At 69.2% G+C, this 24486-nt stretch carries 13 protein-coding genes; 9 read left to right on the top strand and 4 right to left on the bottom strand.

From position 1 onward, the window contains the following. The 8 genes from gspK (at position 1) to AC5P5V_RS09215 (ending at position 21618) form a co-directional block, all read left to right on the top strand. Positions 1 to 906, top strand: a complete 906-nt coding sequence (gene gspK, locus AC5P5V_RS09250) for a type II secretion system minor pseudopilin GspK (protein WP_061479458.1) — start codon at positions 1 to 3, stop codon at positions 904 to 906. Next, a complete protein-coding gene (gspL, locus tag AC5P5V_RS09245) occupies positions 903 to 2066 on the top strand; it encodes a type II secretion system protein GspL (protein ID WP_134969532.1) in 1164 nt (387 codons plus the stop codon). The genes gspK and gspL overlap by 4 nt, the downstream gene beginning before the upstream one ends. Beyond that, on the top strand, positions 2063 to 2590 hold the full coding sequence (locus AC5P5V_RS09240; RefSeq protein ID WP_061479451.1) for a type II secretion system protein M: 528 nt from the start codon (positions 2063 to 2065) through the stop codon (positions 2588 to 2590). The genes gspL and AC5P5V_RS09240 overlap by 4 nt, the downstream gene beginning before the upstream one ends. After that, a complete protein-coding gene (gspD, locus tag AC5P5V_RS09235; RefSeq protein ID WP_231352141.1) occupies positions 2587 to 4968 on the top strand; it encodes a type II secretion system secretin GspD in 2382 nt (793 codons plus the stop codon). The genes AC5P5V_RS09240 and gspD overlap by 4 nt, the downstream gene beginning before the upstream one ends. Further along, complete coding sequence (gene gspE, locus AC5P5V_RS09230) at positions 4965 to 6398, top strand: type II secretion system ATPase GspE (protein ID WP_134969530.1); 1434 nt, start codon at positions 4965 to 4967, stop codon at positions 6396 to 6398. Before gspD ends, gspE begins: the two co-directional genes overlap by 4 nt. A gap of 7 nt (positions 6399 to 6405) precedes the next feature. Then, on the top strand, positions 6406 to 7605 hold the full coding sequence (gene gspF / locus AC5P5V_RS09225) for a type II secretion system inner membrane protein GspF (RefSeq protein ID WP_231352140.1): 1200 nt from the start codon (positions 6406 to 6408) through the stop codon (positions 7603 to 7605). A 254-nt stretch (positions 7606 to 7859) separates the two neighbouring features. After that, positions 7860 to 9035 (top strand): substrate-binding domain-containing protein, encoded by a 1176-nt coding sequence (locus tag AC5P5V_RS09220; protein ID WP_134969228.1) that lies wholly within the window; start codon positions 7860 to 7862, stop codon positions 9033 to 9035. Between the two features lie 199 nt (positions 9036 to 9234). Further along, a complete protein-coding gene (locus AC5P5V_RS09215; protein WP_231352139.1) occupies positions 9235 to 21618 on the top strand; it encodes a filamentous hemagglutinin family protein in 12384 nt (4127 codons plus the stop codon). Between the two features lie 360 nt (positions 21619 to 21978). Here AC5P5V_RS09215 and AC5P5V_RS09210 read toward each other — a convergent pair whose 3' ends face one another. From AC5P5V_RS09210 to gspH, 3 genes are read right to left on the bottom strand one after another with little or no spacing between them, the layout of a single operon-like run. Beyond that, entirely contained in the window at positions 21979 to 22593 is a 615-nt protein-coding gene (locus AC5P5V_RS09210; RefSeq protein WP_134968775.1) for a prepilin-type N-terminal cleavage/methylation domain-containing protein, read from the bottom strand. Then, positions 22590 to 22952 carry a type II secretion system minor pseudopilin GspI gene (gene gspI, locus AC5P5V_RS09205; RefSeq protein WP_231352138.1) on the bottom strand — a complete coding sequence of 121 codons (363 nt, stop codon included), beginning with the start codon at positions 22950 to 22952 and terminating at the stop codon, positions 22590 to 22592. Before gspI ends, AC5P5V_RS09210 begins: the two co-directional genes overlap by 4 nt. Further along, complete coding sequence (gspH, locus tag AC5P5V_RS09200) at positions 22949 to 23395, bottom strand: type II secretion system minor pseudopilin GspH (protein ID WP_061479443.1); 447 nt, start codon at positions 23393 to 23395, stop codon at positions 22949 to 22951. Before gspH ends, gspI begins: the two co-directional genes overlap by 4 nt. Before the next feature lie 115 nt (positions 23396 to 23510). On the opposite strand from gspH, the gene AC5P5V_RS09195 reads away from it, so the two are divergent. Beyond that, entirely contained in the window at positions 23511 to 23960 is a 450-nt protein-coding gene (locus tag AC5P5V_RS09195; RefSeq protein ID WP_061479442.1) for a hypothetical protein, read from the top strand. A gap of 90 nt (positions 23961 to 24050) precedes the next feature. Here AC5P5V_RS09195 and AC5P5V_RS09190 read toward each other — a convergent pair whose 3' ends face one another. Beyond that, positions 24051 to 24386, bottom strand: coding sequence for a hypothetical protein (locus tag AC5P5V_RS09190; protein ID WP_134968774.1), 336 nt, complete (start codon positions 24384 to 24386; stop codon positions 24051 to 24053). Positions 24387 to 24486: the final 100 nt, after the last annotated feature.

Genomic DNA, 24486 nt, shown 5'->3' with positions numbered 1-24486 from the left:
ATGGCAGCCCGGACGCGTTCGGTTTCATGCATCCACCAGCGTGGCGTGGCGGTGATCGTCGCCTTGCTGGTGGTGGCATTGGTGGCCGTGATTGCCACTGCGCTGCTGACCCGGCAGTCGGCGCAGCTGCGCGCGCTGCGCGGCGACCAGTTGCGCGCACAGGTACGCATGGCGGTGGATGCCACGCTGGAGCGTGCGGCGCAGCAGCTGCGTGAGGATGTCCAGGAACAGCTGACCACGGTGCGCAGCGGGCGCTGGGCGCGCCCGTTGCAACTGCAGGCGCCGTTGCCGGTGCAGCTGCAACTGGTCGATGCGCAGTCGATGTTCAACCTGCGCAACCTGCTGGCACAGGGCAGGCCGGACCCCGAGGCGCGGGGCGCGTTCGTCGCGTTGTGTGCCGGGCAGGGGCTGGGCCAGGGCACCTGCGCATCCGCGGTGGACCACATCCAGGCCCGTCTGCGCGACGGCGATATGCCGGCGCAGGCGCCGCTGCCGCGCGAATCACTGATCGAACAGGCGCTGGCCGGCGCCGACCCGGTGGCGTTGCAGGCGCTGGCGCGGCGCACCGTGGTGTTGCCGGCGCAGACCCTGGTCAACGCCAACACCTGCGACCTGAGCGTCCTGCAGGCGGTGGCGCCTGCGGTGGAACCGGCAAGGCTGCAGGCGCTGCTCGCTGAGCGCGACGCCGGTCACTGGCTGCTCAACCGCGGTGACATCGCCAACCGACTCGAACTGAGCAACGAACAGATGGCCGTGCTTCCGCTGGGTATCCATAGCGAGTGGTTCCTGGCCGTGGGCCGGGTGCAGGCTGACGGCAGCGCGGTTGATTTTCGCGCGCTGCTCTGGCGCGAGTACCGCGACGACGGCGTGCGTGTGCAACGCGTGTGGACGAGGATCGGCGCATGACCGTGCAGCTTCGGGTGCGCTTGCCGGTGCTTGAGCGTCTGCGCGCCGACAGCGCGGTGGACTGGGCGCAGCTGCACAAGGGCGAGGTGCTGGCTCACGGCCGCGACACGCTGGCGGCGCTGGGTCTGCGGCATCCGCGGGCCACGGTGCATGCCTGCCTTGATCCGAACGACCTGATCCTGCTGGAACTGCAGCTGCCGCCGCTGTCGGGGCGCCGCCTGCAGGCGGCGTTGCAGGGCGAGGTGGAGGCCATGCTGCTGGATGACCTGCAGGAGGTGGCGCTGGCCCACGGTGCGCAGGCGGCAGACGGTACGGTTCCGGTGGCCTGGCTCGGCCAGCAGGCCATCGCGCAGGCGCAGCAGCTGCTGGCCTCGTGTGCGCTGCAGCTGCAGGCGTTGTATCCGACGCCACTGCTGCTGCCTTGGCAGGACGGCCACGCCACGCTGCAGGTCAGCGGCGAGCATCTGCTGGTGCGCAGCGGGCGCGATCGGGGACTTGTCCAATGGTATGGCGGACGTGACGCGTCTGCGGTGATGCAGGCGTTGGCCACCCGCCTGCAACAGGCCGGCGTGCGGGCCGTGCAATGGATCGACAGCGTACCGCCGGCGTGGCCGGACAGCCTGCCGGGCACCGCAGTCGCGCATGAACGGCAGGCCTGTGGCCCTTTGCCGGGGTGGTCATTGCCGCTGCCCGGCGCAGGCCGTCAAGCGCCGCGACTGGCGATCGGCCTGGCACTGGCGGCGGTGCTGCTGGCTGCACTTGGCCTGCAGTGGCAGGTCTCGCGTTGGCGGGTCGAGGGTGAGGCGCTGCAGCAGGACATGGCACGGCAGTTCAGCGCACGCTTTCCGGAGATCACCGACGTGGTGGACCCGGTGTTGCAGGCAAGGCGAGCGCTGGCGGTTCCGCCGCCAGCGCCGCCGTTGCCGGCGCTGCAGCGTCAGGTCGCCAGCACGCTGCATGCGGTTCCGGAGCTGGCGGGTCAGGTGCACAGCCTGCACTACCAACCCGGGCAGGTGTACCTGGAGCTGGACGCCGATGCCCAGGCATTGGCCGACGATCCACAGCGGCTTGAGCACTGGCAGCAAGCGATGCAGGCGCAGGGGCTGCAGCTGGCGCGCGACGCCGGTGGACGCCTGCGGGTGAGCGGAGCGGGACAGTGACGACCCGAACCCTGCGGCTGGGCGAGGGGCTGGCGGGCCTGCAGCAGCGCTGGCAACGCCTGCCACCGCGCGACCGGCTGATGCTGTGGGTGATGGTGGTGGCGCTGCTGGTGGCGGGCCTGTGGTCGTTCTGGCTGGAGCCCCTGCTGAAGCAGCGCACGCACTGGCAGGCCGAACTGCCACGGCTGCAGGCGCAGCATCGCGCACTGGCACCGCTGCTGCGCGCCCGTGAGCGCCAGCAGCTGGCGCAGGGCCAGCATCCGACCCTCGCCGGGCTGCGTGACCAGATCAAGTCCGCCGGTCTGGCTGGCGGCCTGCATATCGAAGCGCGCGACGGGTGCTGGCACCTGCAGGTACGGGCCGTACCCGCCGATGCGCTATGGAACTGGCTGCTGCCGCTGCTGGCCGACCCGGCCATCGAGTTGCAGCAGTTGCAATTGACACGCACAGGGGATGCGAACATGCCGGCGGCAAGGATTTCCGGAAACATCGTGATGGTGGCTCCTGCGGGTGCCCATCCATGAGGGCGATGCGCAGCCTTGCCTGCAGTGCCGCATTGGCACTGATCGTGGGCATGGCCCACGTGCCGGCGCCGGTGGCGGCGCAGGACACAGGCGATGAGCCGGTGCAGCTGAACCTGGTGGATACCGATATCGGTGGTGTGCTGCGCATGGCGGCGCGCTTCACCGGACGCCAGTTCCTGGTCGACCCACGCGTGACCGGCAAGATGACGGTGGTTTCCGATGGCCCGGTCAGCCGTACCCAGGCCTACCAGCTGCTGCTGGGCGCACTGCGCATGCGTGGCTTCGCCGTGGTCGAGAACGGCGGCGTCAGCCGGGTGGTGCCGCAGGCCGATGCCAAGCTGCTCGGTGGCCGGGTGGGTAGCGGTGGTGCAGGGGGCGAGATCGCCACGCGTACGTTTGCGCTGCGCTATGAGAATGCGGCGGCGCTGGTGGCTGTGCTGCGGCCAATGATCAGCCCGGACAATCCGATCACCGCCAATCCAGGCAACAACACCCTGGTGATCACTGACTACGCCGACAACCTGGAGCGCATCGCGCGGGTGATCGCCAGCGTCGATACACCGGCCGGTATGGACACCGATGTGGTGAAGCTGCAGCAGGGCATTGCCGTTGACGTAGCGGCGATGGTCGCGCCGCTGCTGGATGCGCAGGGCGCCGAGCCGGGCCAGAAGGTGGTGGTGATGGCCGACCCGCGCAGCAACAGCGTGCTGCTGCGTTCCAGCAGCCCAGGCCGCACCCGCCTGGCGCGGCAGCTGGTGGAGAAGCTGGACCGCGCGCAGGACGAGTCCGGCAACCTGCATGTGGTCTACCTGCGCAACGCCCAGGCCAACCAGCTGGCCGGTGTGCTGCGTGGCGTGGTGGCCGGACAGAGCGATGCACCGGCCATGGGCAGCAACGAAGGCATCACCCCGCTGCCGGGTGACGCCAACCGTTCCACGCCCATCCAGCCGTCGCAGTCGCAGCAGGCCAAGACCGGTGGCAATGCGCTGGAATCGCAGCGGCTGGACCCGAACCGCCGCGACCCGATCGACGCCGGCAGCACCGGCTTCAGCCAGAACGGCATTTCGGTACAGGCGGACGTGGCCACCAACACCCTGCTGATTTCGGCGCCGGAGCCGGTGTACCGCAACCTGCGGCGGGTGATCGACCAGCTCGACCAGCGCCGTGCGCAGGTGCTGGTGGAAAGCCTGATCGTGGAGGTCAACCAGACCGACGCGGCCGAGCTGGGCGTGCAGTGGATGCTGGGCAATGGCCGTACCTTTGGCGGCACCCACTTCGGTGGCGCCACCGGCGGTAGCGGGCTCAATACCGGTGCGCGTACCACGCTGGACGTGCTGCCCAAGGATGGCCTGAAGATCGGCGTGATCGACGGCACCATCAACCTGCCCGGTGTCGGCCAGATCCTCAACATGAAGGCGCTGGCCACTGCGCTGCAGAGCAAGGGCGGCGCCAACATCCTGTCGACACCGAACCTGATGACGCTGGACAACGAGGCAGCCAGCATCATGGTCGGCCAGACCGTGCCGTTCGTCAGTGGCCGCTACGTGACCGACGGTGGCGGCGGCAGCAACAACCCGTTCCAGACCATCGTGCGCGAAGACGTGGGCCTGAAGCTGCGGGTGCGCCCACAGATTTCCGAGGGCGGTACGGTGAAGCTGGACATCTACCAGGAAGTCAGCAGCATCGACGCGCAGAGCGCGAACAGCACGGCCGGCATCATCACCAACAAGCGCGCACTCGATACCAGCGTGCTGCTGGACGATGGCCAGATCATGGTGCTCGGTGGCCTGCTGGAAGACAGCGTCAGCCATGGCCGTGATGCGGTGCCGGGGCTGGGGAAGATCCCGGTGCTGGGCGCCTTGTTCCGCAGCGACACGCGCAAGCGCGCCAAGACCAACCTGATGGTGTTCCTGCGCCCGCACGTGGTACGCGACCCGGCCGCCGGACAGCGCCTGACCCGCGACCGCTACGACTACATGCGCAATGCGCAGGCCGGCGCGCAGCCCGTACAGAGCTGGGCCTTGCCCGCGCTGTCGGCGCCGCAGCTGCCACCGCAGGACCTGTCGGTACTCGGCCAGGGCAATGCGCGCGATGGCCACGGCCAGCCGTTGCAGAGCACCAGCCTGGCAGCGTTGTATCCGGCCGGTGACGGCGATGCGCAGCTGGTGCAGTTCGCACAGGGGCTGGAGCCGAGCCGTGCCAGCCAGAGCGTGGCGCAGGTGCGGGCGCTGGGCCTGCAGGCCTACGCGGAGGCGACGCCGGGCGAGGGTGGGCAACGCCTGCGCGTGCGGCTGCCGCGTGATCCGGCGAAGTTGGATCCGGCATTGCAGCAGCTGCGCGGGCTGGGCTACACGCCGGAACTGGTGATCGGGCCGTGAGCGCCGTTGTGCCGCTGCCATACGCGTGGGTGCGCAGCCACGGCGTGATGCTGTCCGAAGCCGGTGGCGAGCCGGTGCTGCTCGGCACAGCCGACACGGCGGCGTGGGCCGTGGCCGAGCTGCGCCGCCGGCATGGCCCGATTCCGTTTCAGGCCCTGGATGCGGCGACCTGGCAGCAGCGGTTGGGTGAGCAGTACCGTGACGGTGGTGATGCTGCGGCCGTGGTCGGTGCCGCCGAAAGTGAAGTCGATCTGGACCGGCTGATGCAGGACATGCCGGAGGTCACCGACCTGCTGGATGCGCAGGATGATGCGCCGGTGATCCGCATGATCAACGCGCTGCTGGCACAGGCTGCACGCGACGGTGCCAGCGATCTGCATATCGAGCCGTTCGAGACCCATTCGGTGGTGCGCTACCGGGTGGACGGCACGCTGCGCGACATGGTGCAGCCTCGGCGCGCACTGCACGCAGCGCTGGTGTCGCGCATCAAGATCATGGCCCACCTGGACATTGCCGAGAAGCGCCTGCCACAGGATGGGCGCATCGCGATCCGCGTGGGCGGGCGGCCGCTGGACATCCGTGTTTCCACGGTACCGACCGGGCATGGCGAGCGCGCCGTGCTGCGATTGCTCGAAAAGGATGCCGGCCGCCTGCAGCTGCAGCGCCTGGGCATGGCCGATGACACCCTGGCCACGTTCACGGGATTGATCCGGCAGCCGCACGGGATCGTGCTGGTGACCGGGCCGACCGGCAGCGGCAAGACCACGTCGCTGTACGCCGCGCTGGGCCAGCTCGACAGCAGCACCAGCAATATCCTCACCGTGGAAGATCCGGTGGAGTACGACTTTGCCGGCATTGGCCAGATCCAGGTCAACGCGCGCATCGGCATGAGCTTCGGCACCGCGCTGCGCGCGATCCTGCGCCAGGACCCGGACACCATCATGATCGGCGAGATCCGCGACCTGGAGACCGCTCAGATCGCGGTGCAGTCGTCGCTGACCGGGCACGGTGTGCTGGCTTCGCTGCACACCAACGATGCGATCTCGGCGGTGACCCGCCTGGCCGACATGGGCGTGGAGCCCTTCCTGCTGGCCTCGTCGTTGCGTGGTGTGCTGGCGCAGCGACTGGTGCGGCGATTGTGTACGCAGTGCCGGCGTGCCGAGCTGGACGGCGAAGGCCGGACCGTATGGCGCGCAGTGGGCTGCACGGCCTGTGCCAACAGTGGCTATCGGGGACGCACCGGCATCCATGAACTGTTCGTGGTGGACGACCGGGTACGCGCACTGATCCATGAAGGGCAGGGTGAGCCTGCGCTACGCGAGGTGGCGCGGCGGGCCGGCATGCGGACCCTTCGACAGGACGGCCAGCGCTGGGTCGACAGCGGGGTGACCACGCTGGAAGAGATCCTGCGCGTCACCGGCGACGATTGAGGCCTGCATGGCACTGTTCGACTACCAGGCTGCCAATGCGCAGGGCCGCATCGAGAAGGGTCAACTGGATGCCGACAGCCCGCGCGGTGCGCGCCAGCTGCTGCGTGGGCGCGGGCTGACACCCGTGCAGGTGAGCGCGGCGCGCAGTGCCGGCAGTGGCTGGGGCGCTCGCCGCCTCTCGGCCAGTGAGCTGGCCTGGGCCACGCGCCAGCTGGCCAGCCTGCTGGCGGCCAGCCTGCCGTTGGAAGCTGCATTGAGTGCGGTGATCGAGCAGGCCGAGCGCCCGCACGTGGCCCAGGCACTCACCGCTGTGCGCGCCGACGTGCGTGCCGGCCAGCGCCTGACCGTGGCGCTGGCAGCGCGGCCGCGCGATTTCCCGCCGATCTATCGGGCGCTGGTGGGTGCAGGCGAGGATTCCGGCGATCTGGCGCGGGTGATGGAGCGCCTGGCCGACTACATCGAGGAACGCAATGCGCTGCAGGCCAAGGTACTGACCGCCTTCATCTACCCGGCGGCGATCAGCCTGGTGTCGGTGGCGATCGTGATCTTCCTGCTCAGCTACGTGGTGCCGCAGGTGGTGACCGCGTTCGTGCAGGCGCGGCAGACGCTGCCGATGCTGACCCAGGTGATGCTGGCCGCCAGCGCGTTCGTGCGCAGCTGGGGCATGTGGGTGGGGCTCGGCATCGCTGCGCTGGTGGTGGCCTGGCGGTTGGCCCTGCGCAAGCCCGGGTTGCGCCTGCGCTGGGACGCGATGCTGCTCCGGGTGCCGATGGTCGGGCGTTTCGTGCTGGGTGTGAACAGTGCGCGCTTCGCCTCGACATTGGCGATCCTGCTGGATGCGGGTGTGCCGCTGCTGCGTGCGCTTGAAGCTGCCCGGCAGACCCTGGGCAATGCGTTGCTGGCGCGCTGTGCGCATGACGTGTCCGCGCGTGTGCGCGAAGGTGCCGCGCTTGGTTCTGCGCTGAAGGTGCAGAAGGTGTATCCGCCGATCCTGGTGCACCTGGTGGCCAGCGGCGAGAAGACCGGTTCGCTGGCGCTACTGCTGGACCGCGCCGCACAGACCATCTCGCGCGAGATCGAGCGTCGCGCGATGGCGCTGACTGCGTTGCTGGAGCCGACCATGATCCTGGTGATGGGCGGCGTGGTGCTGACGATCGTGCTGGCGGTGCTGATGCCGATCATGGAAATGAACCAGCTGGTGCAGTGATGCGCAAAGCGCAACACGGGTAGCGTCGGGCCATGCCCGGCGAGCGCGCAGCACGGCGTGCCTTCGATTCTCCACACAATCCTCCACACCTTTTTCCGATCTTCCACAGATTTCTTAAGCGGCCTGTCATCGGCGCGGACCAGCATGGACCCGTCGCCGCAGAGTGGGCTGGGAGGCCCTCGGCGGCAGCAGGCGTGTAGTGACCGTTCCTCCCTTGGCGTTTCCCTTCGCAGTAAACCCTTCAGGAGAAGATCATGACCAAGTACAAGACCCTGGCCGCGCTGGTTGCCACCGCGCTGCTCGCTACCGTGGGCGCCGCCTCGGCGCAGACCGTTACCGGCGGCGGTGCCTCGCTGCCGGCCGACCTCTACAAGGGTTCGGCCGACAGCATCCTGCCGGCGAACTTCACCTACGCCGTGACCGGTTCGGGCACCGGCAAGAAGGCCTTCCTGGAAAACAACTCGGCGCTGTTCTCGACCACCGGCACCGTGCATTTCGCCGGCAGCGATTCGGTGCTGAGCAGCACTGAGCTGAGCAACTACACCACCAACTTCAACCAGGCGACCAACGCCAACCGCTACGGCGCGCTGATCCAGGTGCCGTCGGTGGCCACCTCGGTCACCATTCCGTTCAACAAGGCCGGTTCGGCGGTGGACCTGAGCGTGGCGCAGATCTGCGGCGTGTTCTCGGGTGCGATCAGCGACTGGTCGACCATCGATGCCAACCGCAGTGGCCCGATCCAGGTCGTGTACCGTCCGGAAAGCAGCGGTACCAGCGAAATGTTCAGCCGCTTCCTGACCGCGGCCTGTGCCGCTGAGAACGCTGAAACCTCGAAGCTGGTGGGCGGCAAGTTCGCCATCAAGTCGACCTTCGCCGACCTGTACAAGCGCGATGCCAACGGCAACCTGCCGGCGTTCCTGGTGGCCGCCCCGGCCACCGGTGGCACCTCGCTGTACAACGCTGTCTACGCTGCTGAAGGCCGTATTGGCTACGTCGGCCCGGACGTGATCCCGAGCCTGACCGATGCGACCAAGGTCGCCAAGGTCAAGGGTTTCTCGCCGGACCAGGTGAGCGTGCAGGCCACCCTGGACACCGTCGCTCCGCCGACCGGCACCGACGCTGAGAACCCCGCCAACTGGGTGCCGGTGTTCGGCAACCCGTCGGCTGGCTATCCGATCGCCGGCTACACCAACCTGGTGATCGGCCAGTGCTACAAGGATTCGAGCGTCGCCACCAGCCTGCGCGGCTTCCTGGCCCGCCACTATCCGGCGACCTACACCGTCGCGTATGAGAAGTCGATCACCGACCACGGCTTCATCCCGCTGACCAAGGCGTGGCGCGATGCGATCCGCAACCGCTTCGTGCTGGCCAGCAGCACGGCCGGCCTGAACAACCCCAGCACCTGCGCCGGCATCGGTCGTCCGCTGTAATCCGCAGTACCGGTTGAATCCTGCTTGACGCGACGCCGGCCTCTGGGCCGGCGTCGCCATTTCCGTGATGGTGCCGCCGCCGCAGTGTTTCGCTGTCGGCTTCGTGTCACGTGGACCGTCTATCAGTGGCAGGGCATGCGTTGCGCGTGCCTCCCCGATCGTCGCCGCAGCCGCGGCCCACCAGGTTGATGAGGTTCCGATGTCGCACCCGCTCCCGTCCGTTGTTCGTCCGGCCGCGTTGATGCGCCGCAATCATCCGATGGCGTGGGCCATCGCAGTCGCACTGGGGAGCATGGTGGCCCCGGCCAGCCAGGCGCAGCAGGCGTTCAGTCCGGGCTGGTTCGCCGAACGGGGCGCGGCCCAGGGCAGCGCGGCACAGAGTGGCCGCATGCCCAACGGCGTGCCGATCCAGTTCCAGTTGCCGGCCCAGCAGCAGGATGCAGCACGGCAGAAGCTGCAGCAGTCGATCGACAATCTTGGCACGGCGGCGCAGGCGATCGCCCTGCAGCAGCGCCTGCAGGAACAGGCGCGGCAGGCGCGCCGCGAGGCTGGCTTCATTGTTGCCGATGGCCTCGGCAAGGACGGCCTGAGCGTCGACCAGAACCCGCTGACCCGCGGCTGGCTCAATGCGCGCGAGGCGATCCAGTCGCAGGGCAGCGACGGGCGGGTGCAGGTCACGGTCGAGCAGACCGCGGACAAGGCGATCCTGAACTGGGAGACCTTCAACATCGGCGGCAACACTACGCTGAACTTCCTGCAGAGCCCTGACTGGGCAGTACTGAACCGCGTCAACGATCCGCAGGCGCGGCCCAGCCAGATCCTGGGCCAGCTGAAGGCCAATGGCACGGTGTTCGTGGCCAACCGCAACGGCGTGGTGTTCGGCAACAACAGCCAGGTCAATGTACGCAATCTGCTGGCGGCTGCAGCACGGATCAGCGATGCGCAGTTCCGCGACAATGGCCTGTACAGCCCCGACGCCAGCAGCAGCGCGCTCAGCGATGCATTCGGCAAGGTGACGGTGGAGCAGGGCGCCCGCATCGCGACCCATGAGCCGACCAGTGCGACGCGCGGCGGTGGCTACGTGCTGCTGGCCGGGCACAGCGTGGAGAATGCTGGCCATATCGAGGCGCGCAAGGGCCAGGTGCAGCTCGCTGCGGGTGACAGTTTCGTGATCCGGCGTGGCGTGGGTACGGCCACCAACACCAGCTCCACCACCCGGGGCAATGAGATCGCGCCGCGCTTCATCGCTGGCAGCACGGCTGGCGGCGTGCGCAACACCGGCCTGCTGCGCGCGCTCGAGGGTGACGTGACCCTCGCCGGGCGCAGCGTCGAGCAGGCCGGTGTGGCCGTGGCCAGTACCACGCTCGCACAGCGCGGCACCGTGCATCTTCTGGCCTCGGCCAGCGATGCCGGCAGCAGCGTCACGCTCGCCGATGGAGCCACCACGGCGGTGCTGATCGAGGACGACGGCAAGGCCACGGCGCTGGATACACAGCGCGACAGCCTCATCAAGGAGTCGGCAGAGCAGGACGCGATCCGCGCTGGCGCGCGCTCGGCCACCTTCGACAATCTGTCCCAGCACAATGATCGCCGGGACCAGTCGCGGGTGGAGATCGTCTCGGGTGGCAACATCCATTTCAGCAGGGATTCGCTGACGGTCGCCACGGGCGGCCAGATCATCGCCGATGCGGCGGCCCGCAGCTACGTGGACGACGCCGCGCGCGTGGACGTGTCCGGCGCAGTGGGCGTGCAGGTGTCAATGGAGAGCAACAATGTCCAGGTCAAGGTGCAGGGCAACGAACTGCGCGACGCCCTGGACAACCGCGACAGCGGCAAGCTGACCAGCAGTGAAGTCTGGGTCGACCGCCGCAGGCTGGTCCACGTTCCGGCCGGAACCGGGGGCTACGAGGGGGAGCGCTGGTACGCTGCTGGCGGCCTGCTGGAAGTGGGGGGCTACCTCGACAACCAGGGGCACTCGATCGGCGAATGGGCCGCGCAGGGAGGCACCGTCCTGCTGGGCGGCAGGGAAGTGATCACGAACGGTGGCTCACGCATCAACCTTGCCGGCGGCAGCCTGGATGTGCAGAGCGGCGTGGTCCGGCAGAGCTGGGTGCGCGGCGTCGACGGCCAGGTCTACCGCCTTGATGAGGCGCCGGCGGAGATGCTGTTCGATGGCCTGTACAGCGGCCATGAAGTGAAGCAGGAACGCTGGGGCATCACCGAGACCTTCCGTGATCCGATCGTATTCGCGGCGCAGCGTGTCGACAACGGGTACACGGTCGGCCGCGATGCAGGACGGCTGATCGTCTCCGCACCGACCGCGGTGCTGGATGGGAAGGTTGAGACGGCCACCTTCCAGGGCGCGCAGCAGAACCGCAGGCCGGAGGCCGCACTGGATGGCTATGCGCAGGCCCAGACGGCGGTGGCGCGCAATGCGCAGCTGTACCTGGGGCGCTACGACGGCCAGGGCCGCAGCGGTGTGTTCGGCTCGGATGTGCGCCTGGATGACAAGGCTCCGGCGAAGGCGGCGTGGTCGCTGCTGGCTCCGGTCGACGAGGAGCGGCGTGACACCGTGTGGCTGGATATCGCAGCGCTGAGTGCCCAGCAGTGGGGACGGATCGACCTGGCGACCGCCGATGGCATCCGCGTCGACGGCAGCCTTCGGCTTCAGGCAGGCGGACAGCTCAACCTGACCGGCAGCGAGGTGGAACTGGCAGGCGACATCGGCATTGCCGGCGGCCAGCTGTCGGCGGGCAACCTGCTGGATGTCCAGGGCCGGCCGACGGCGCTGCTGCACGATGGCCGCGCCCGCGCCGCCATTGCCGACGGCACGCGGATCGATCTCTCCGGTGAATGGAGCAACGCGTCACTGGCGATGCCGCTCGACGCCAGCGGTGCCTGGACGGATGGCGGCCGCCTGAGCCTGAGCAACAGTCATGACGTGGTCGTGGGCGCCGAGGCAACGGTGGACGTCGAGGCCGGCGCCGCGCTGGACCTGCGCGGTAAAGGCCGCATCGGCAAAGGGGGCAGCGTCAGCCTGCAGGCCAACAGCAGCACGGTTACGACCGACGGCAGTGGCCGGGTGCAACTGGGCGAGGGGAGCCGGTTCAGTGGCCGAGGCCAGGGCAGTGGTGCCTTCTCGCTGGGAACAGGTGGCCACGTTCGGGTGGGCGATGCGGACCTGGCGGGCGCGTCGCTGCGACTGGACCCCGGCCTGTTCGGCAGTGGCTTCGCACAGTACGACATCAACGGCCACCAAGGCGTGGAGGTGGCCGACGGCGCGCGGCTGGTCGCTGCCCTGCCAGGCCTGCGCATGACCCAGGACGCGCAGACGGCAACCGATCGGGCGTCCGCACTGGCGGCATGGGATGCGCCGCTGTACAGCGCCGATCCGTCGAACGGGCGCGTCAGCCAGCGCGCCGGTGCGAGCATCAGCCTGCGTTCGGACCGCAACAGCGTGGGCGGTGACCTGCGGGTCGGCAAGGATGCACTGGTGGCGGTCGATCCAGGGCAGACGATCTCGCTGCTGGGTGCAGGCAACATCGATGTTGAAGGCACACTGCGTGCGAAGGGCGGCCGCATCGTGATCGACGATGTGCGTCCGCAGAATGCGCTGTACGCCGGGCAGCGCACCGAACGCACCTGGCGTTTCGCCGAAGGCGCGCTGCTGGATGCCGATGCAGACGCGATCTCGCTGCCCGATCCCAGCGGCCGCCTGCGCGGGCAGGTGCGCGCGGGTGGACGCATCGAGATCGGCGGGGCGCTGGACTGGGAGACCGCAGCATTCGTCGACAACCGACCACCGGAAGCCTTCGTGGTGGTCGAACGCGGTGCGCGCCTGCAGGCACGGGGTGCGTCGGCCGAGCTGGATATCGACGGTCAGGGCCGTGTACGCGTGGACAGCGACGGCGGGCAGATCGTGCTGCGCTCGGCCAATGCACTGTATCTGGAGGGCGGGATGGACGCGGCCGCCGGTGGTGCCGGCGCACGCGGCGGCACCCTTGGGCTGGCCTTCGGCGGCAGCATCCATGCACCTGGCGCCAGCGAGGAGGTACTGCGCGCACGTGCGATCACCCTCAGCCAGCACAGCGCACCGGTGCAGCCACTGCCGGCCGCACTGGAGTATGGCCACGCCGCGCTGTCGGTCGAGCAGCTGCAGGCGGGCGGCTTCGACAACCTGTCCGTGTTCGGTGACATCCGCGCCGTCGGCGATGTCGACCTGCGCCTGGCCCAGAGCCTGCGCATCCATGGCCAAGGCACTTCGAGCCTGGGCATGGCCGTGGATGCCGGGCCGTCGTCGGCGTTGCGGCTGAGTGCGCCCTACGTCCGCCTGGCGCAGGCGCGCTGGGGCCAGCTGGCGGGCGAGAACCTGCAGGGTACCGTGGCGGTCGCTTCGGCTGGGCCGGACGATCACGCGCTGGCGGTGCAGGCCGCGCTGATCGACATCCGCGACGTCACCTGGCTGCCCGGGTTCGACCACGTGGCGCTGGAAAGCCGCAGTGACGTGCGCCTGACCAACGGCATTGCCAGCAGTGGCAACACCAGCGCGTTGATGACGGCCGGTTCGATGGACGTGACCGCCGCCCGCCTGTACCCCACCGCAGGCGCGGTCGGCACGCTGGTGGCCGGCGCTTCGGCGCAGACCGTGCAGACCGCTGATTACTGGGCCGATCCAGCTGCCGTGCTGCGAATCCACGGCACAGGTGCGGCCACGCAGCCGGCGCCGGAATCGGCGCTGGGCACGCTTCGTCTGGTGGCTGCCACGGTGCAGCAGGGCGGCAACGTGCAGGCGCCGATGGGCACGCTGCAGCTGGGCGGCCTGATCCAGAGCGGAACCATCGGCAGCCGGGTGGAACTGCTGCCAGGCAGCGTTACCTCCACCAGCGGTGCCGGCCTGTCGCTGCCCTATGGTGGCACCGTCGATGGTGTCGACTGGCGGGTAGGCACGCGCAGCCTGAGCTCGCTGACGCCGGCCGGCATCTCCTCGATGGGGGTGACCCTGAAGGCCAACGCGATCGAGGTGGCGCCGGGGGCACTGCTGGACATGTCCGGCGGTGGTGAGTTGACCGGTGCCGCCTTCGTGTCCGGGCGCGGCGGCTCCGTCGACGTGCTGCGCACGGCGTTGGCAGACGCCAATCCGCGCTACGCGTTCAGTGCGTCGGGCAACCCGGTGTACGCGATCGTACCGGGACGCGCCGAGGCGTTCGCCCCCAGCGGCGAAGAAGGATTCGCAGCTCCGGCGGTGGGCCAGCAGATCACCGTGCCGGCTGGCGTGCCCGGCCTGGCGGCCGGCACCTACACGCTGATGCCGGCAAGCTATGCGCTGCAGCCCGGTGCATTCCGGGTGGAGCTGGGCGCTACCGGCACCTCCGGCATCGTGCAACCGATTGCGACCGGCACCGGCACCTGGCGTGTGTCCGGGCAGCAGCGCACGGCGCTGGGCGCGGCATTCTCGCCGCTGCTCACCGACATCCTGCTGACGCCCGCCGCAGTGGTACGCCGGCACTCGGGCTACAACGAAACCTCCTACAACAGCTTCGCGCAGTCGGTGGCCGACCGCCGCGGCGAGTCGCGTGGCTGGCAGACCATCGATGCGCTCGGGTTGACCCTTGCGCTGGGCGAAGGTGCAGGTCGTGCAGACACGCCTGCCATCCGCTTCGCTGGCACCGCGCGGTTCGGCGCCGCCGCCGACAAGGGGCGCGGCGGCACGCTGGCAGCCACGTTGGCGAGCCCGGCGGTCGGTTCACTGGAGATCGTTGACGGCAGCGCGCAATCGCAGGCGCGTGATCGCGGCGCCACCTTCAGCGACGACGCGCTCAATGCCTTCCTGCCGGCACGGATGATCATCGGCGGGCAGTTCAGCCAGGAGGCCTCACAGGTGGCGGTGACCGGCCAGGCGCGCAGTGTGGCGGTGCGTTCCGGTGTCACCCTGAACGCACCGGAGGTGCTGGTGGCAGCGGCCTCCGGTGGCAGCGGCGTGCTGGTCGAGGCCGGTGCGACCCTCGATACACTGCCGTTCGCAACCGCCAACGCAGGTGCCAGCGCGACGCTGCCTTACCAGGTCTCCGGCGGTCTGCTTGCAGTGTCCAACCAGCGCCTGAACCTGATCACCGGCACCACGGGCGTGGAGGCCGGTCCGGTGGCGATCGACATCGGGGGGTGCCAGGGGGCGTGCGACGGCCAGGCCCGGCTGGTTTCCGATGGCAGCATCGCGGTAGCGACCGATGGCACGCTGCAGATGCGCGACTCGGTCAGCTATGGCACCCGTCAGCTCGGCCTGAGCATGGCGGCGCTGAACCTGGGCAGTGCCGAAGCGATCGCGCAGGCCGCTGCGGCAGGGGCGCTGCCCAGTGGCATGACCATGAACCAGTCCGTGCTGCAGCAACTGCTGCGCGGCAATGACGCCACCGGCGCGCCGGCGCTGGACACGCTGAGCCTGGTCGCGCGGGAGTCTGTCAACGTGTTCGGCAGCGTCGACCTGGACGCGCGCGACAGTGCCACCGGCCGCAGTGGCCTGCAGACGCTTGTGCTGGGTGCGCAGGCCATCCGCGGCTACGGCGCGGCGACCGACCGCGCGCGCATCCTGGTGGACACGCTGGTCTGGGACGGCGCATTGGCGGCGAGCCAGGCGCCGGGCAGCGACGCGTCGGTACCGCCGGCCGATCCGATGGTGGACCGGCTCGGCGCCGGGCAGCTGGACATCGTCACCCGCCAGCTGCAGCTCGGGCGGGCGCCATTCAGCCGTCCCAGCTCTGAAGTACCTGCGAACCGGCAGGTGCTCGGATTCGGTGCGCTGAACCTGAGTGCTTCGGAGCAGCTGTCGTTCTCCGCGCAGGGCACGCTGGACGTGTTCCAGCAGCGCGGCGACTATCTGGCCGACAAGGGCTGGCAGTACAGCGGAGGCAGCCTGGGTATCGATACACCGCTGTTGACTGCCGATCCCGCCGCGCAGCTGCGCGTGCGCACTGGCGGCGAGTTCCGCCTGCACGGGGGCACCGGCAAGGCGGGTGGCGATGCACTGGGCAGTGAGCTGAGCATCGACGCCAACCGGATCACGCTGGACAGCACGATCGCGCTGGCGTCAGGACGGCTGTCGGCGAGCGCGCGCGAGGGCATCACGCTTGGCGGCCGGGCGGCGCTGGACCTGGCCGGGCGCAAGGTCCCGCTGTACGACGTGGACAAGTTCAGCTGGGGCGGTGATGTCCTGCTGTCCAGCGACACGGGTGACATCCGCACCGATGCTGCCTCCCGCATCGATGTTTCTGCCCGCAACAACCGCGCCGGGCGCATGACGGTCACCGCAATGGCCGGCCAAGCCGATCTGGCCGGTGTTCTGCAGGGTGCCGCCAGTGGCCGCTACGATGCCGGCGGCACGCTGGTGCCCTACGACGGTGGTGAACTTGTGGTGCGGGCACGCCAGCTGCAGGACTTCGCCGGCCTCAACCAGCGATTGACCGCCGGCGGTGTCGTCGGCGGCCGCAGCTTCCAGATTGGTGAAGGCGATCTGCGGATCGGCGACGAAGTGAAGGCGCGCCGGGTCGACATCAGTGTCGACGCGGGTAGCCTGACCGTGGCCGGTCGCATCGATGCCAGCGGCGAGCAGGTCGGCAGCATCCGCCTGTACGCCCGCGACCAGCTGCAGGTGGATGGCACGCTGGACGCGCACGGTACCGGCCTGCGCGTGGACAGCCATGGCAAGATCATCGACAGTCCGAACCGGGCCACCATCGCGCTGGGCAGCGCCGAGGGCGCCGTGGGTCTGGGCAGCGCGGCGCACCTTGACCTGCGTGCCGGCAGCGACGTTGCCGTCGGTGACGGCCCTGGACAGAACGACGGCACTGCGCGGGGCTCGCTGAAGATCGATGTGCCGCGGGTGGGCAGCAACGACGCGGCGATTGCCGCGGCCAATGGCCTGCGCATCGATGGCGCGGCCGGCATCCAGCTCAATGGTGTCCGCCGCTACGACGATGCGCCCCTGGCCGGCACCGCCGATGTGCGCGGCAACCGCGCGCAGCTGGTCACCCAGCAGTGGCTGGACCAGGTGGTCGATCCGCACAGCGTGGCGTGGATCGATGGTGCTCTGGGCAACCCGGACCTGCAGCAACGCACGCGCGCGCTGGGTGATGTCCGCCTTCGTCCCGGCGTGCAGGTGGTGGCGCGGCGCAGCGACGCCAACCCGGACGGCGACCTGACCATTGCCGGCGACATCGATCTGTCCGGCTACCGCTACGGGCCCGAAGCCAACCGCGCCGATCCATCGCGGCGTGGCTTCGGCGAATCGGCCTCGCTGGTGCTGCGGGCCGAAGGCAACATCAACGTCTACGGCAGCATCAACGATGGCTTCGCACCGCCACCGTCCACGCCGGATGAGGGGGGCTGGCAGCTGTATGAGGGTCGCAATGGCAGCGCGGGGCACACCCCCTTCGGCAGCGGTCTGGTGGTGCCGGTGGACGGGGTGAAGCTGCAGCCCGGCACCGAGTTCCAGGCCGGCACCCGCCTGAACTACGACGTGCCGGTCGAATCGGTAGCGCTTCCGGTTGGTACCGTGCTGCCCGCGCCGATGGTCATCTCGCAGACCCTGCGCCTGCCAGCGGGCACCGTACTGGGTGCGGCGGTGACCACCGACTCCGGGCAGACGCTGGCCGCGGGCACCGTGCTGCAGGAGCCGCTGGTGCTGGCGGCAGGTGCGCGGCTGGGAGCCGGCTTCCGCCTGCGCAGTGCGGTACAGGTGGCGGCACAGGAGTGGCCCGCCGGCGCGGTGCTGCCGGTTGCGCTGCGCCTGGCACGGGAAGTCGCGCTCAAGGTGGGCGCGTACATTCCCTCGTTGACCAAGGTGGAGCTGCCCGGCGACGCGCCGGTGAATCTGCGGCCGACCGATGCCAACGGCAACCAGGGGCGCAACTGGGCGTTGGCGCCGATGCTCGCCGAGGGCACCAGCTCCTGGGACCTGACCGTGGTTGCCGGTGCCGATGCCGGGGCGGCCGATCCACGCAGCCGGCGCTGGGGCAGCGAAGGCAGCGTGGTGCTGGCTGATACCCACCAGGGCTCGATCGGCACGGTCAAGACCGAGATCATCTGGGTGGGTGATCGTGCGTTGACCGAGCGGGCATCGCTGGACTGGATCGGCGACACGTCCTATGCGGGCCGTCCGATCGCGGAGCTGGCCGACATGTTCGGCTTCACCGAAGATGAGTTCTGCGCGATGTCGGCCGACTACTGCGGCCCGGCACCCCGCCAGGTGGCCGCGCAGGGCTCGCTGGATTACTGGGGCGACGAGTCCTACGTGGGCACCCCTGCGAAGGACTTCGCCGCGATGTTCGGCATGACCGAAGATGAGTTCTGCAGTACCGCGCCCACCTACTGCGCCGGCGGCGGCACGCAGACCGAAGTGACCACTTACGGCAAGCGTGCGGGCACGCCGGCGTGGAGCGTACTGCGCACCGGCAAGGGTGACATGGAGCTGCTCGCTGCCGGTGACGTCGTGATGAAGTCAGGCTTCGGTGTCTACACCGCCGGCACTCCCACCGCGCTGGGTGGGGGCCGCGACGCTGCCTTCAATTCGCCCCGCGCAGCGGCTCCCTGGAACACCGCACTGCTGGGGCCGAACCTGGTGCCGGGCAGCTATGACGCAGCGATCGCAGGCTACCAGGCCTGGTATCCGGATCGTGGTGGCAATCTTCGCGTCGAAGCCGGGCGCGATATCGTCGGCGACGCCTGGACCGCGCGCGCGGAGTCGGGCACCAGCGAGCGCGACTGGGCGCTGTACTCCAGTGCCTCGGTCGGCAATTGGCTGTGGCGGCAGGGAACCGGCAGCACCACCGGCGTGGAGCCGGTGCCGACCAGCTGGTGGGTGAACTTTGGCACCTACACCAACGTCTCCGCTGCCGCTGGCGCCTCTCCGCGGATGGTCGGCTTCACCGGCTTCGGCACCTTGGGCGGCGGCGACCTGACGCTTGAGGCTGGGCGCAATGCCGGCGTCCGCGATCCGATGGGCGACGCGCTGGGCTCGCTGAGCGCACCGCGCTCGGGCGCGATCATCGCGGCGGTGGGATCGACCGGCCGGGTCAGCGATGGCCAGCTGCACCTGACCGGCGGCGGCGACCTGCGGTTGCGCATCGGTGGCGCACTGAATCCGAATCTGCAGGCGACGATCTCCAGCCTCAATCCCTCCAGGGCGGGACAGAATCTCGACCTCAACGGTACCTTCAGCAATCTGCGTGGCAGCCTGCAGCTCGATGCCGGGCGCATCGGTGCAATGGGCGTCACCCTGGAAAACTACGCGACGCTGCGTCAGCAGCGCGCCGCAGACCTGTTTGCACCCGACGCCGCCCGCGCGATGGGCGGACCGGTGCTGGTGCTGGGCGATGCGGTCGCGCAGCTGCAGGCACGGGGCGATGTGGTGCTCGGCGGGGTCGCCGATGCAGGCCGGGTGCCGCTGGCCAACTACAGCGCGGTGCTGCAGGATGATGGCGCGCACGCTGCAGGCAGCACGTGGTTCTCCCTGTGGACCGCCAACACGGCCGTGGATCTGTTCAGTGCCGGTGGTGACCTCGCGCCAGGCCTCGCCGGGCCGGATAACGTGACCGGCAGCAATCTGTGGCGCGAGCAGGTCCAGCTTGTTGTGCGTGGTGGTGATGATCTGCTGAATTACTGGCTCTATCCTTCGCGCTTCAGCGCCATTGCTGCGCAGGGCGATATCAAGCTGGACCGGATCAGCGCCACGCCGGGGACGCAGGATGTGATCCTGCTGGCACCCTCGGCAACAGGACGGCTGGACGTCCTGGCCGGTGGCAGCATCTTCGCCCAGCGTGGCGCGACCCAGATTGCGCGCTCGGGTGCGGACGCGCGGCTGCCGGGACCCTTCGACCCCGCATTCCTGGCCCAGCAGGGGGATTCCGGCGGCAATGTGACCCGCTCGCGGCACAACCTTTCGGTCGATGGCAATACCGCCTCGCCAGAAGCGTCGCTTCCGCTGTTCGCATTTGGTCCCAATACTCCGCTGTCCACTGTGTCTGCGGCACTGGCGCCGAGCCGCTTCTACGCGGTGCAGGGCGACATCATCGGTCTGGCCACCGGCGCCCGGCGCACGCTGAATCCCAACGTGGGGCAGCGCACGCAGCTGAACTGGTTCGAGGCCGCCGGCGCCGTGCAACTGCGGGCAGGCCGGGACATCCTCGGGGTGTCGATGACCGCGTTGAACACCGCGCCCACCGACATCACGGTGGCGGCGGCGGGCCGCGACATCGTGCATCTGAACGCGACCATCGCCGGCCCCGGCAACACCGAGATCAGTGCCGGCCGCCAGCTGCGCCAGGAGGATGCGGGCAGCATCGTCAGCCTCGGTGGCATCGTGCAGGGCGACACCCGTGCCGGCGCCAGCATCGCGCTGACGGCCGGCAACCAGCAGATCGATTTCGCGGCCCTGCGTGCACGCTATCTGGATCCCGCCAACCTCGCCGATCCGGCGCAATCGCTGGCGTCGCAGCCGGGCAAGGCAGTCAAGGTGTACGACCAGGAGCTGAAGCAGTGGCTGCAGCAGCGCTTCGGCGTGGCTGCTGACGGCGACGGGGCGCTGGCTGCCTTCGATGCGCTGCCGCAGGAACAGCAGCACATCTTCCTGCGCCAGGTCTATTACGCCGAGCTGCGCGAAGGTGGACGGGAATATACCGATGCAGAAGGGCCCCGCTTCGGCTCCTACCTGCGTGGGCGCGAGGCCATCGCCACGCTGATGCCAGACAAGGCTGCGCCCGGTGCGACGATCGACCGTACCGGCGATATCGTGATGTACGGTGGCTCCGGCGTGCGTACCGAAGCGGGCGGCAACATCGAGCTGATGGCACCGGGTGGGCAGATCGTGATCGGTGTGCAGGGCGTGGTGCCCCCGGCCAGTGCCGGACTGGTGACCCAAGGGCAAGGCGACGTCCGGCTGTTCAGCCAGGACAGTGTGCTGCTGGGCCTGTCGCGGGTGATGACCACCTTCGGCGGCGACATCCTGGCGTGGTCGGAGCAGGGTGACATCAATGCCGGTCGTGGTTCGCGCACGACCTTGCTGTACACGCCACCGCGCCGCGTCTATGACGGCTGGGGCAATGTGATCCTGTCGCCGCAGGCCCCGGCCAGCGGTGCTGGCATCGCGACGTTGAACCCCATCGCCGAAGTACCGCCGGGCGACGTCGACCTGATCGCTCCGCTGGGCACCATCGATGCGGGCGAGGCCGGTATCCGCGTCTCCGGCAACATCAACCTGGCCGCACTGCAGGTGCTCAACGCGGCCAACATCCAGGTGCAGGGCGAGAGCAAGGGCCTGCCGGTGCTGGCATCGGTCAACGTCAATGCGCTGGCCGCGGCCAGTGCCGCAGCCAACAGCGCCAGCCAGGCGGCACAGGACGTGATGCGCAAGAGCCAGGACGATGCACGGCGCAACCAGCCGTCGGTGATCAGCGTGCAGATCCTGGGCTTCGGCAGCGGCACGAGCAGCGTAGCGCCGCCGGCCCGTGGCACTACCGCCAACAGCGGCTACGACGCCGACAGCGCGTTCCAGTTCCCGCAGGCCAGCCGCGACGACGGCACGCAGCGCCGGTAGGCATCGAGCGATCCCGGTAGGTGCCGACCTTGGTCGCCAGCAGTTCCACGCCATGCGTGGATGCAGCTGCACCGCCGGAACGGACAGCATCGGGCCAGCCGCCAGGGAACGGTGGCGGCCCCAGCCAGGACGGCACGGAGGGCAGGGAGCGGCCGTCAGCGGTGAGGACCACCGAAGCGGCGCCGCCGGGCGCAGGATGGCACCCGGCGGCAGGCTCGGCAGTAGATCCACGCCATGCGTGGATGGCTGGGCCAGCATCAGTGCCGACCAACGGTCGGCACCCACCAGGGCAGGCCGGGCAGTAGAAGCCGCTCGGCAGCAGATCCACGCCATGCGTGGATGCTTTGCCTGGGAGGAATCCTAAAGCTCCAGCACCCGCCGGTAGCTCAGCGGCCCACGCCCATCGCGCAGGCCCAACCGCAGTTCCAGCCCGGTGGCCGGCAGCACCTCGCCTTCGCTCGGCAACAGCGCCCACCCAGCGCCCGGCTGCCAGGCGCGTACCTCGAACCGCTGCACATCCCTGGCCACTGCAATGCCTTTCGACGGCTCAGGCGCGGGCAGGGGGTATCGATCCGTCGCCGCGCCACTGGCCCGCCACAGCGTAGTGCCCTGCCGCCACCAGCGCACCCGCTGCCAGCGTAGTCCATCACTGCCGACACTGCGGGTGATCTCCAGCGCGAAGCTGCCATCTGGCTGCCGTTCGCTTACCAGGGACGGAGGCAGCAGCCGCTGCGGTTGATCGGCCGGACGCACTGCACCATTCATCAGCGCGTCGTCGGCACGCATCTCGATATCGCGCTGGAACTGCTGCAGGATGCGCAACGCCGTCGTGGTTTCGGCATCGGCCCGGCGCAGGCGCTGGTCGCTGCTGGCCACGCTGTCCAGCGCACGCCAGCAGATCAGCGCCAGCACACCCATGATGGTGATCGCGATCATCACCTCGATCAGGGTGAAGCCACGCGCGACCCGCTTCATTGCATGATGGTCCATGGCAGCTGCATCCGCGCCAGCGACTGCCGCGGTGCCTCTTCGGCCACCACGCTGAGTTCCAGTTGCGGCTGTCCGTCACTTCCCTTGCCGAGATGTTGCAGCACCAGGAACGTGCTGCGCCCCTGCACGCAGCGCTGCCGTGCATCCTGCGGCGGCTGCCCGGCCAGGCGCAGCTCCTGCCAGCGGTCCTGCGCGCACATCAGTGCCAGCCGACGATCGCGCAGGCGCGACTGATCGTCGGTGGCCACCGCCACCGAACGCATCACCGCCGCCAGTGCGATTGAAACGATCGCCAATGCGATCAGCACTTCGATCAGGGTGAACCCGTGCCTGTTCCGCTTCACTGCACGACCTGCAACTGTCCGCTGCCATCATCACGAAGACGCAGCTGGCGGCCCTGCAACGACAGCGTCACCTCCCACGCCACGCCAATCCATTCGGGGCTCAGTTCAATCGGCGTGCTCGGCTGCACCGCGATGCCCGCCGGTTGCCATTGCTGCTGACGCAGCAGGTCGTCGCGCTGAACGTCCACCCAGCGGCTGCCTTCGCGGCGGCTGAAGCGGTAGCCGGCGGCGTCGGCCTGCCAGCGCAGGGGGCGGCCATCGATACGCGCCTCGTCGCGCGCCACCTGCAGTCGCTGGGCCAACCGTTCGGCTTCCTGTCGCAGCTGCCGGCCCGGGTCGAGCAGGCTGCCCAGGCCCAGCCCGATGCCCGCCGTGCAGATACCGATGATCACCAGCACCACCATCAGTTCCAGCAGGGTGAAACCACGCGGCATGCGCTGCATCGACGTTGCCTCCTGTGCTGGCCGATGCCTACCAGCCTAGGCCTGCATGATGAAACAAAAGCGTCAGCCGCAGCTGCTAGCGTGGGCAGGGACGAACGTGGCGACGGTGCGGAACATGGATGGCAGGCGCTTGGATCGCAATCGCATACTGACCCTGCTGGCGGCAACGTTGCTGCTGGCCGTGGTGGCCTACTGGGGCGTCACTCTGTCTGCGGTAGCGCCCGTGGCGGCCGCCAGCGAAGCGAAGACCGAGGCGGCGGTGCGGCCGATGTTCGATGCGGTGGCAAGCCTGCCGCTGGTGCGCCTGTTGTCTCCCGGCGCAGTGCAGACCGAGGTGGTGGTGCTGGGCGTGATGGCCGGCGACCACGCACCGCTTGCGCTGCTCTCGGTGGATGGGCGTCCTGCCGAGGCCTACGCGCCGGGCCAGCGGTTGGGGCCCTGCACGGTGCTGGCCAGCATCAGTGCCAACACGGTGGAGCTGAACCAGGCAGGGCAGTCGCGCAGCCTGGCGGTTCCCACGCTGCCACCGGTGCCGAGCGATGGCATCGTGCCGGCCGCCCTGTAGAGCCGAGCCTGCGCTCGGCTGCTTCTGCTTGGCCTCGTCGACGGATACAAAGACAGCCGAGCAGGGGCTCGGCGCTACAGAGGCGCAGGCTCAGCGCGCAGGTCGCTGCGGCACCACCGAGCGACCGAACGCATCGCCCATACGCTGCCGCGTGCCTTCCAGGTTGTACTGCATCAGCTGGTTGCCGGGCTGCCGCATCAGGCGTTCGGCTTCGGGGAGCGCCGGCGACTTCGCCGGCCTTGTCGCAGGCGCCAGCTTGCGTTGCAGGCAGTCCCAGGCCGGAATCCGTTCGCCGTTGACCTGCACTTCGATGCAGGGCGCAGCTTCTTGCTGCTTCTTCGCCTCGTCGGCGCGACCCGATGGCAGCGCCAGCAGCAGGGCGAGGGTGAGAGCAGCGCGCAGGCGCGGCATCAGCGATTCACACATCTCGAATCTCCCGCAGCAATCGATGTCCTGCAATGAAGACGGGTAGCCAAGGCTGGGTCCGCCTGCGTGCGTTGCGGCGCTATCAAAAGATGACAGCGCT

Source organism: Stenotrophomonas sp. YJH_SMC_130, assembly GCF_059369035.1.
This window is presented reverse-complemented; position numbering and strand designations above follow the sequence as displayed.

What these genes read in the sequence shown, in the direction of transcription:
- AC5P5V_RS09190 (WP_134968774.1), bottom strand. Translation starts at nt 24,386, where the DNA reads ATGTGTGAATCGCTGATGCCGCGCCTGCGCGCTGCTCTCACCCTCGCC.
- AC5P5V_RS09220 (WP_134969228.1), top strand. Translation starts at nt 7,860, where the DNA reads ATGACCAAGTACAAGACCCTGGCCGCGCTGGTTGCCACCGCGCTGCTC.
- gspF (WP_231352140.1), top strand. Translation starts at nt 6,406, where the DNA reads ATGGCACTGTTCGACTACCAGGCTGCCAATGCGCAGGGCCGCATCGAG.
- AC5P5V_RS09215 (WP_231352139.1), top strand. Translation starts at nt 9,235, where the DNA reads ATGTCGCACCCGCTCCCGTCCGTTGTTCGTCCGGCCGCGTTGATGCGC.
- gspL (WP_134969532.1), top strand. Translation starts at nt 903, where the DNA reads ATGACCGTGCAGCTTCGGGTGCGCTTGCCGGTGCTTGAGCGTCTGCGC.
- gspD (WP_231352141.1), top strand. Translation starts at nt 2,587, where the DNA reads ATGAGGGCGATGCGCAGCCTTGCCTGCAGTGCCGCATTGGCACTGATC.
- AC5P5V_RS09195 (WP_061479442.1), top strand. Translation starts at nt 23,511, where the DNA reads ATGGATGGCAGGCGCTTGGATCGCAATCGCATACTGACCCTGCTGGCG.
- gspH (WP_061479443.1), bottom strand. Translation starts at nt 23,395, where the DNA reads ATGCAGCGCATGCCGCGTGGTTTCACCCTGCTGGAACTGATGGTGGTG.
- AC5P5V_RS09210 (WP_134968775.1), bottom strand. Translation starts at nt 22,593, where the DNA reads ATGAAGCGGGTCGCGCGTGGCTTCACCCTGATCGAGGTGATGATCGCG.
- gspK (WP_061479458.1), top strand. Translation starts at nt 1, where the DNA reads ATGGCAGCCCGGACGCGTTCGGTTTCATGCATCCACCAGCGTGGCGTG.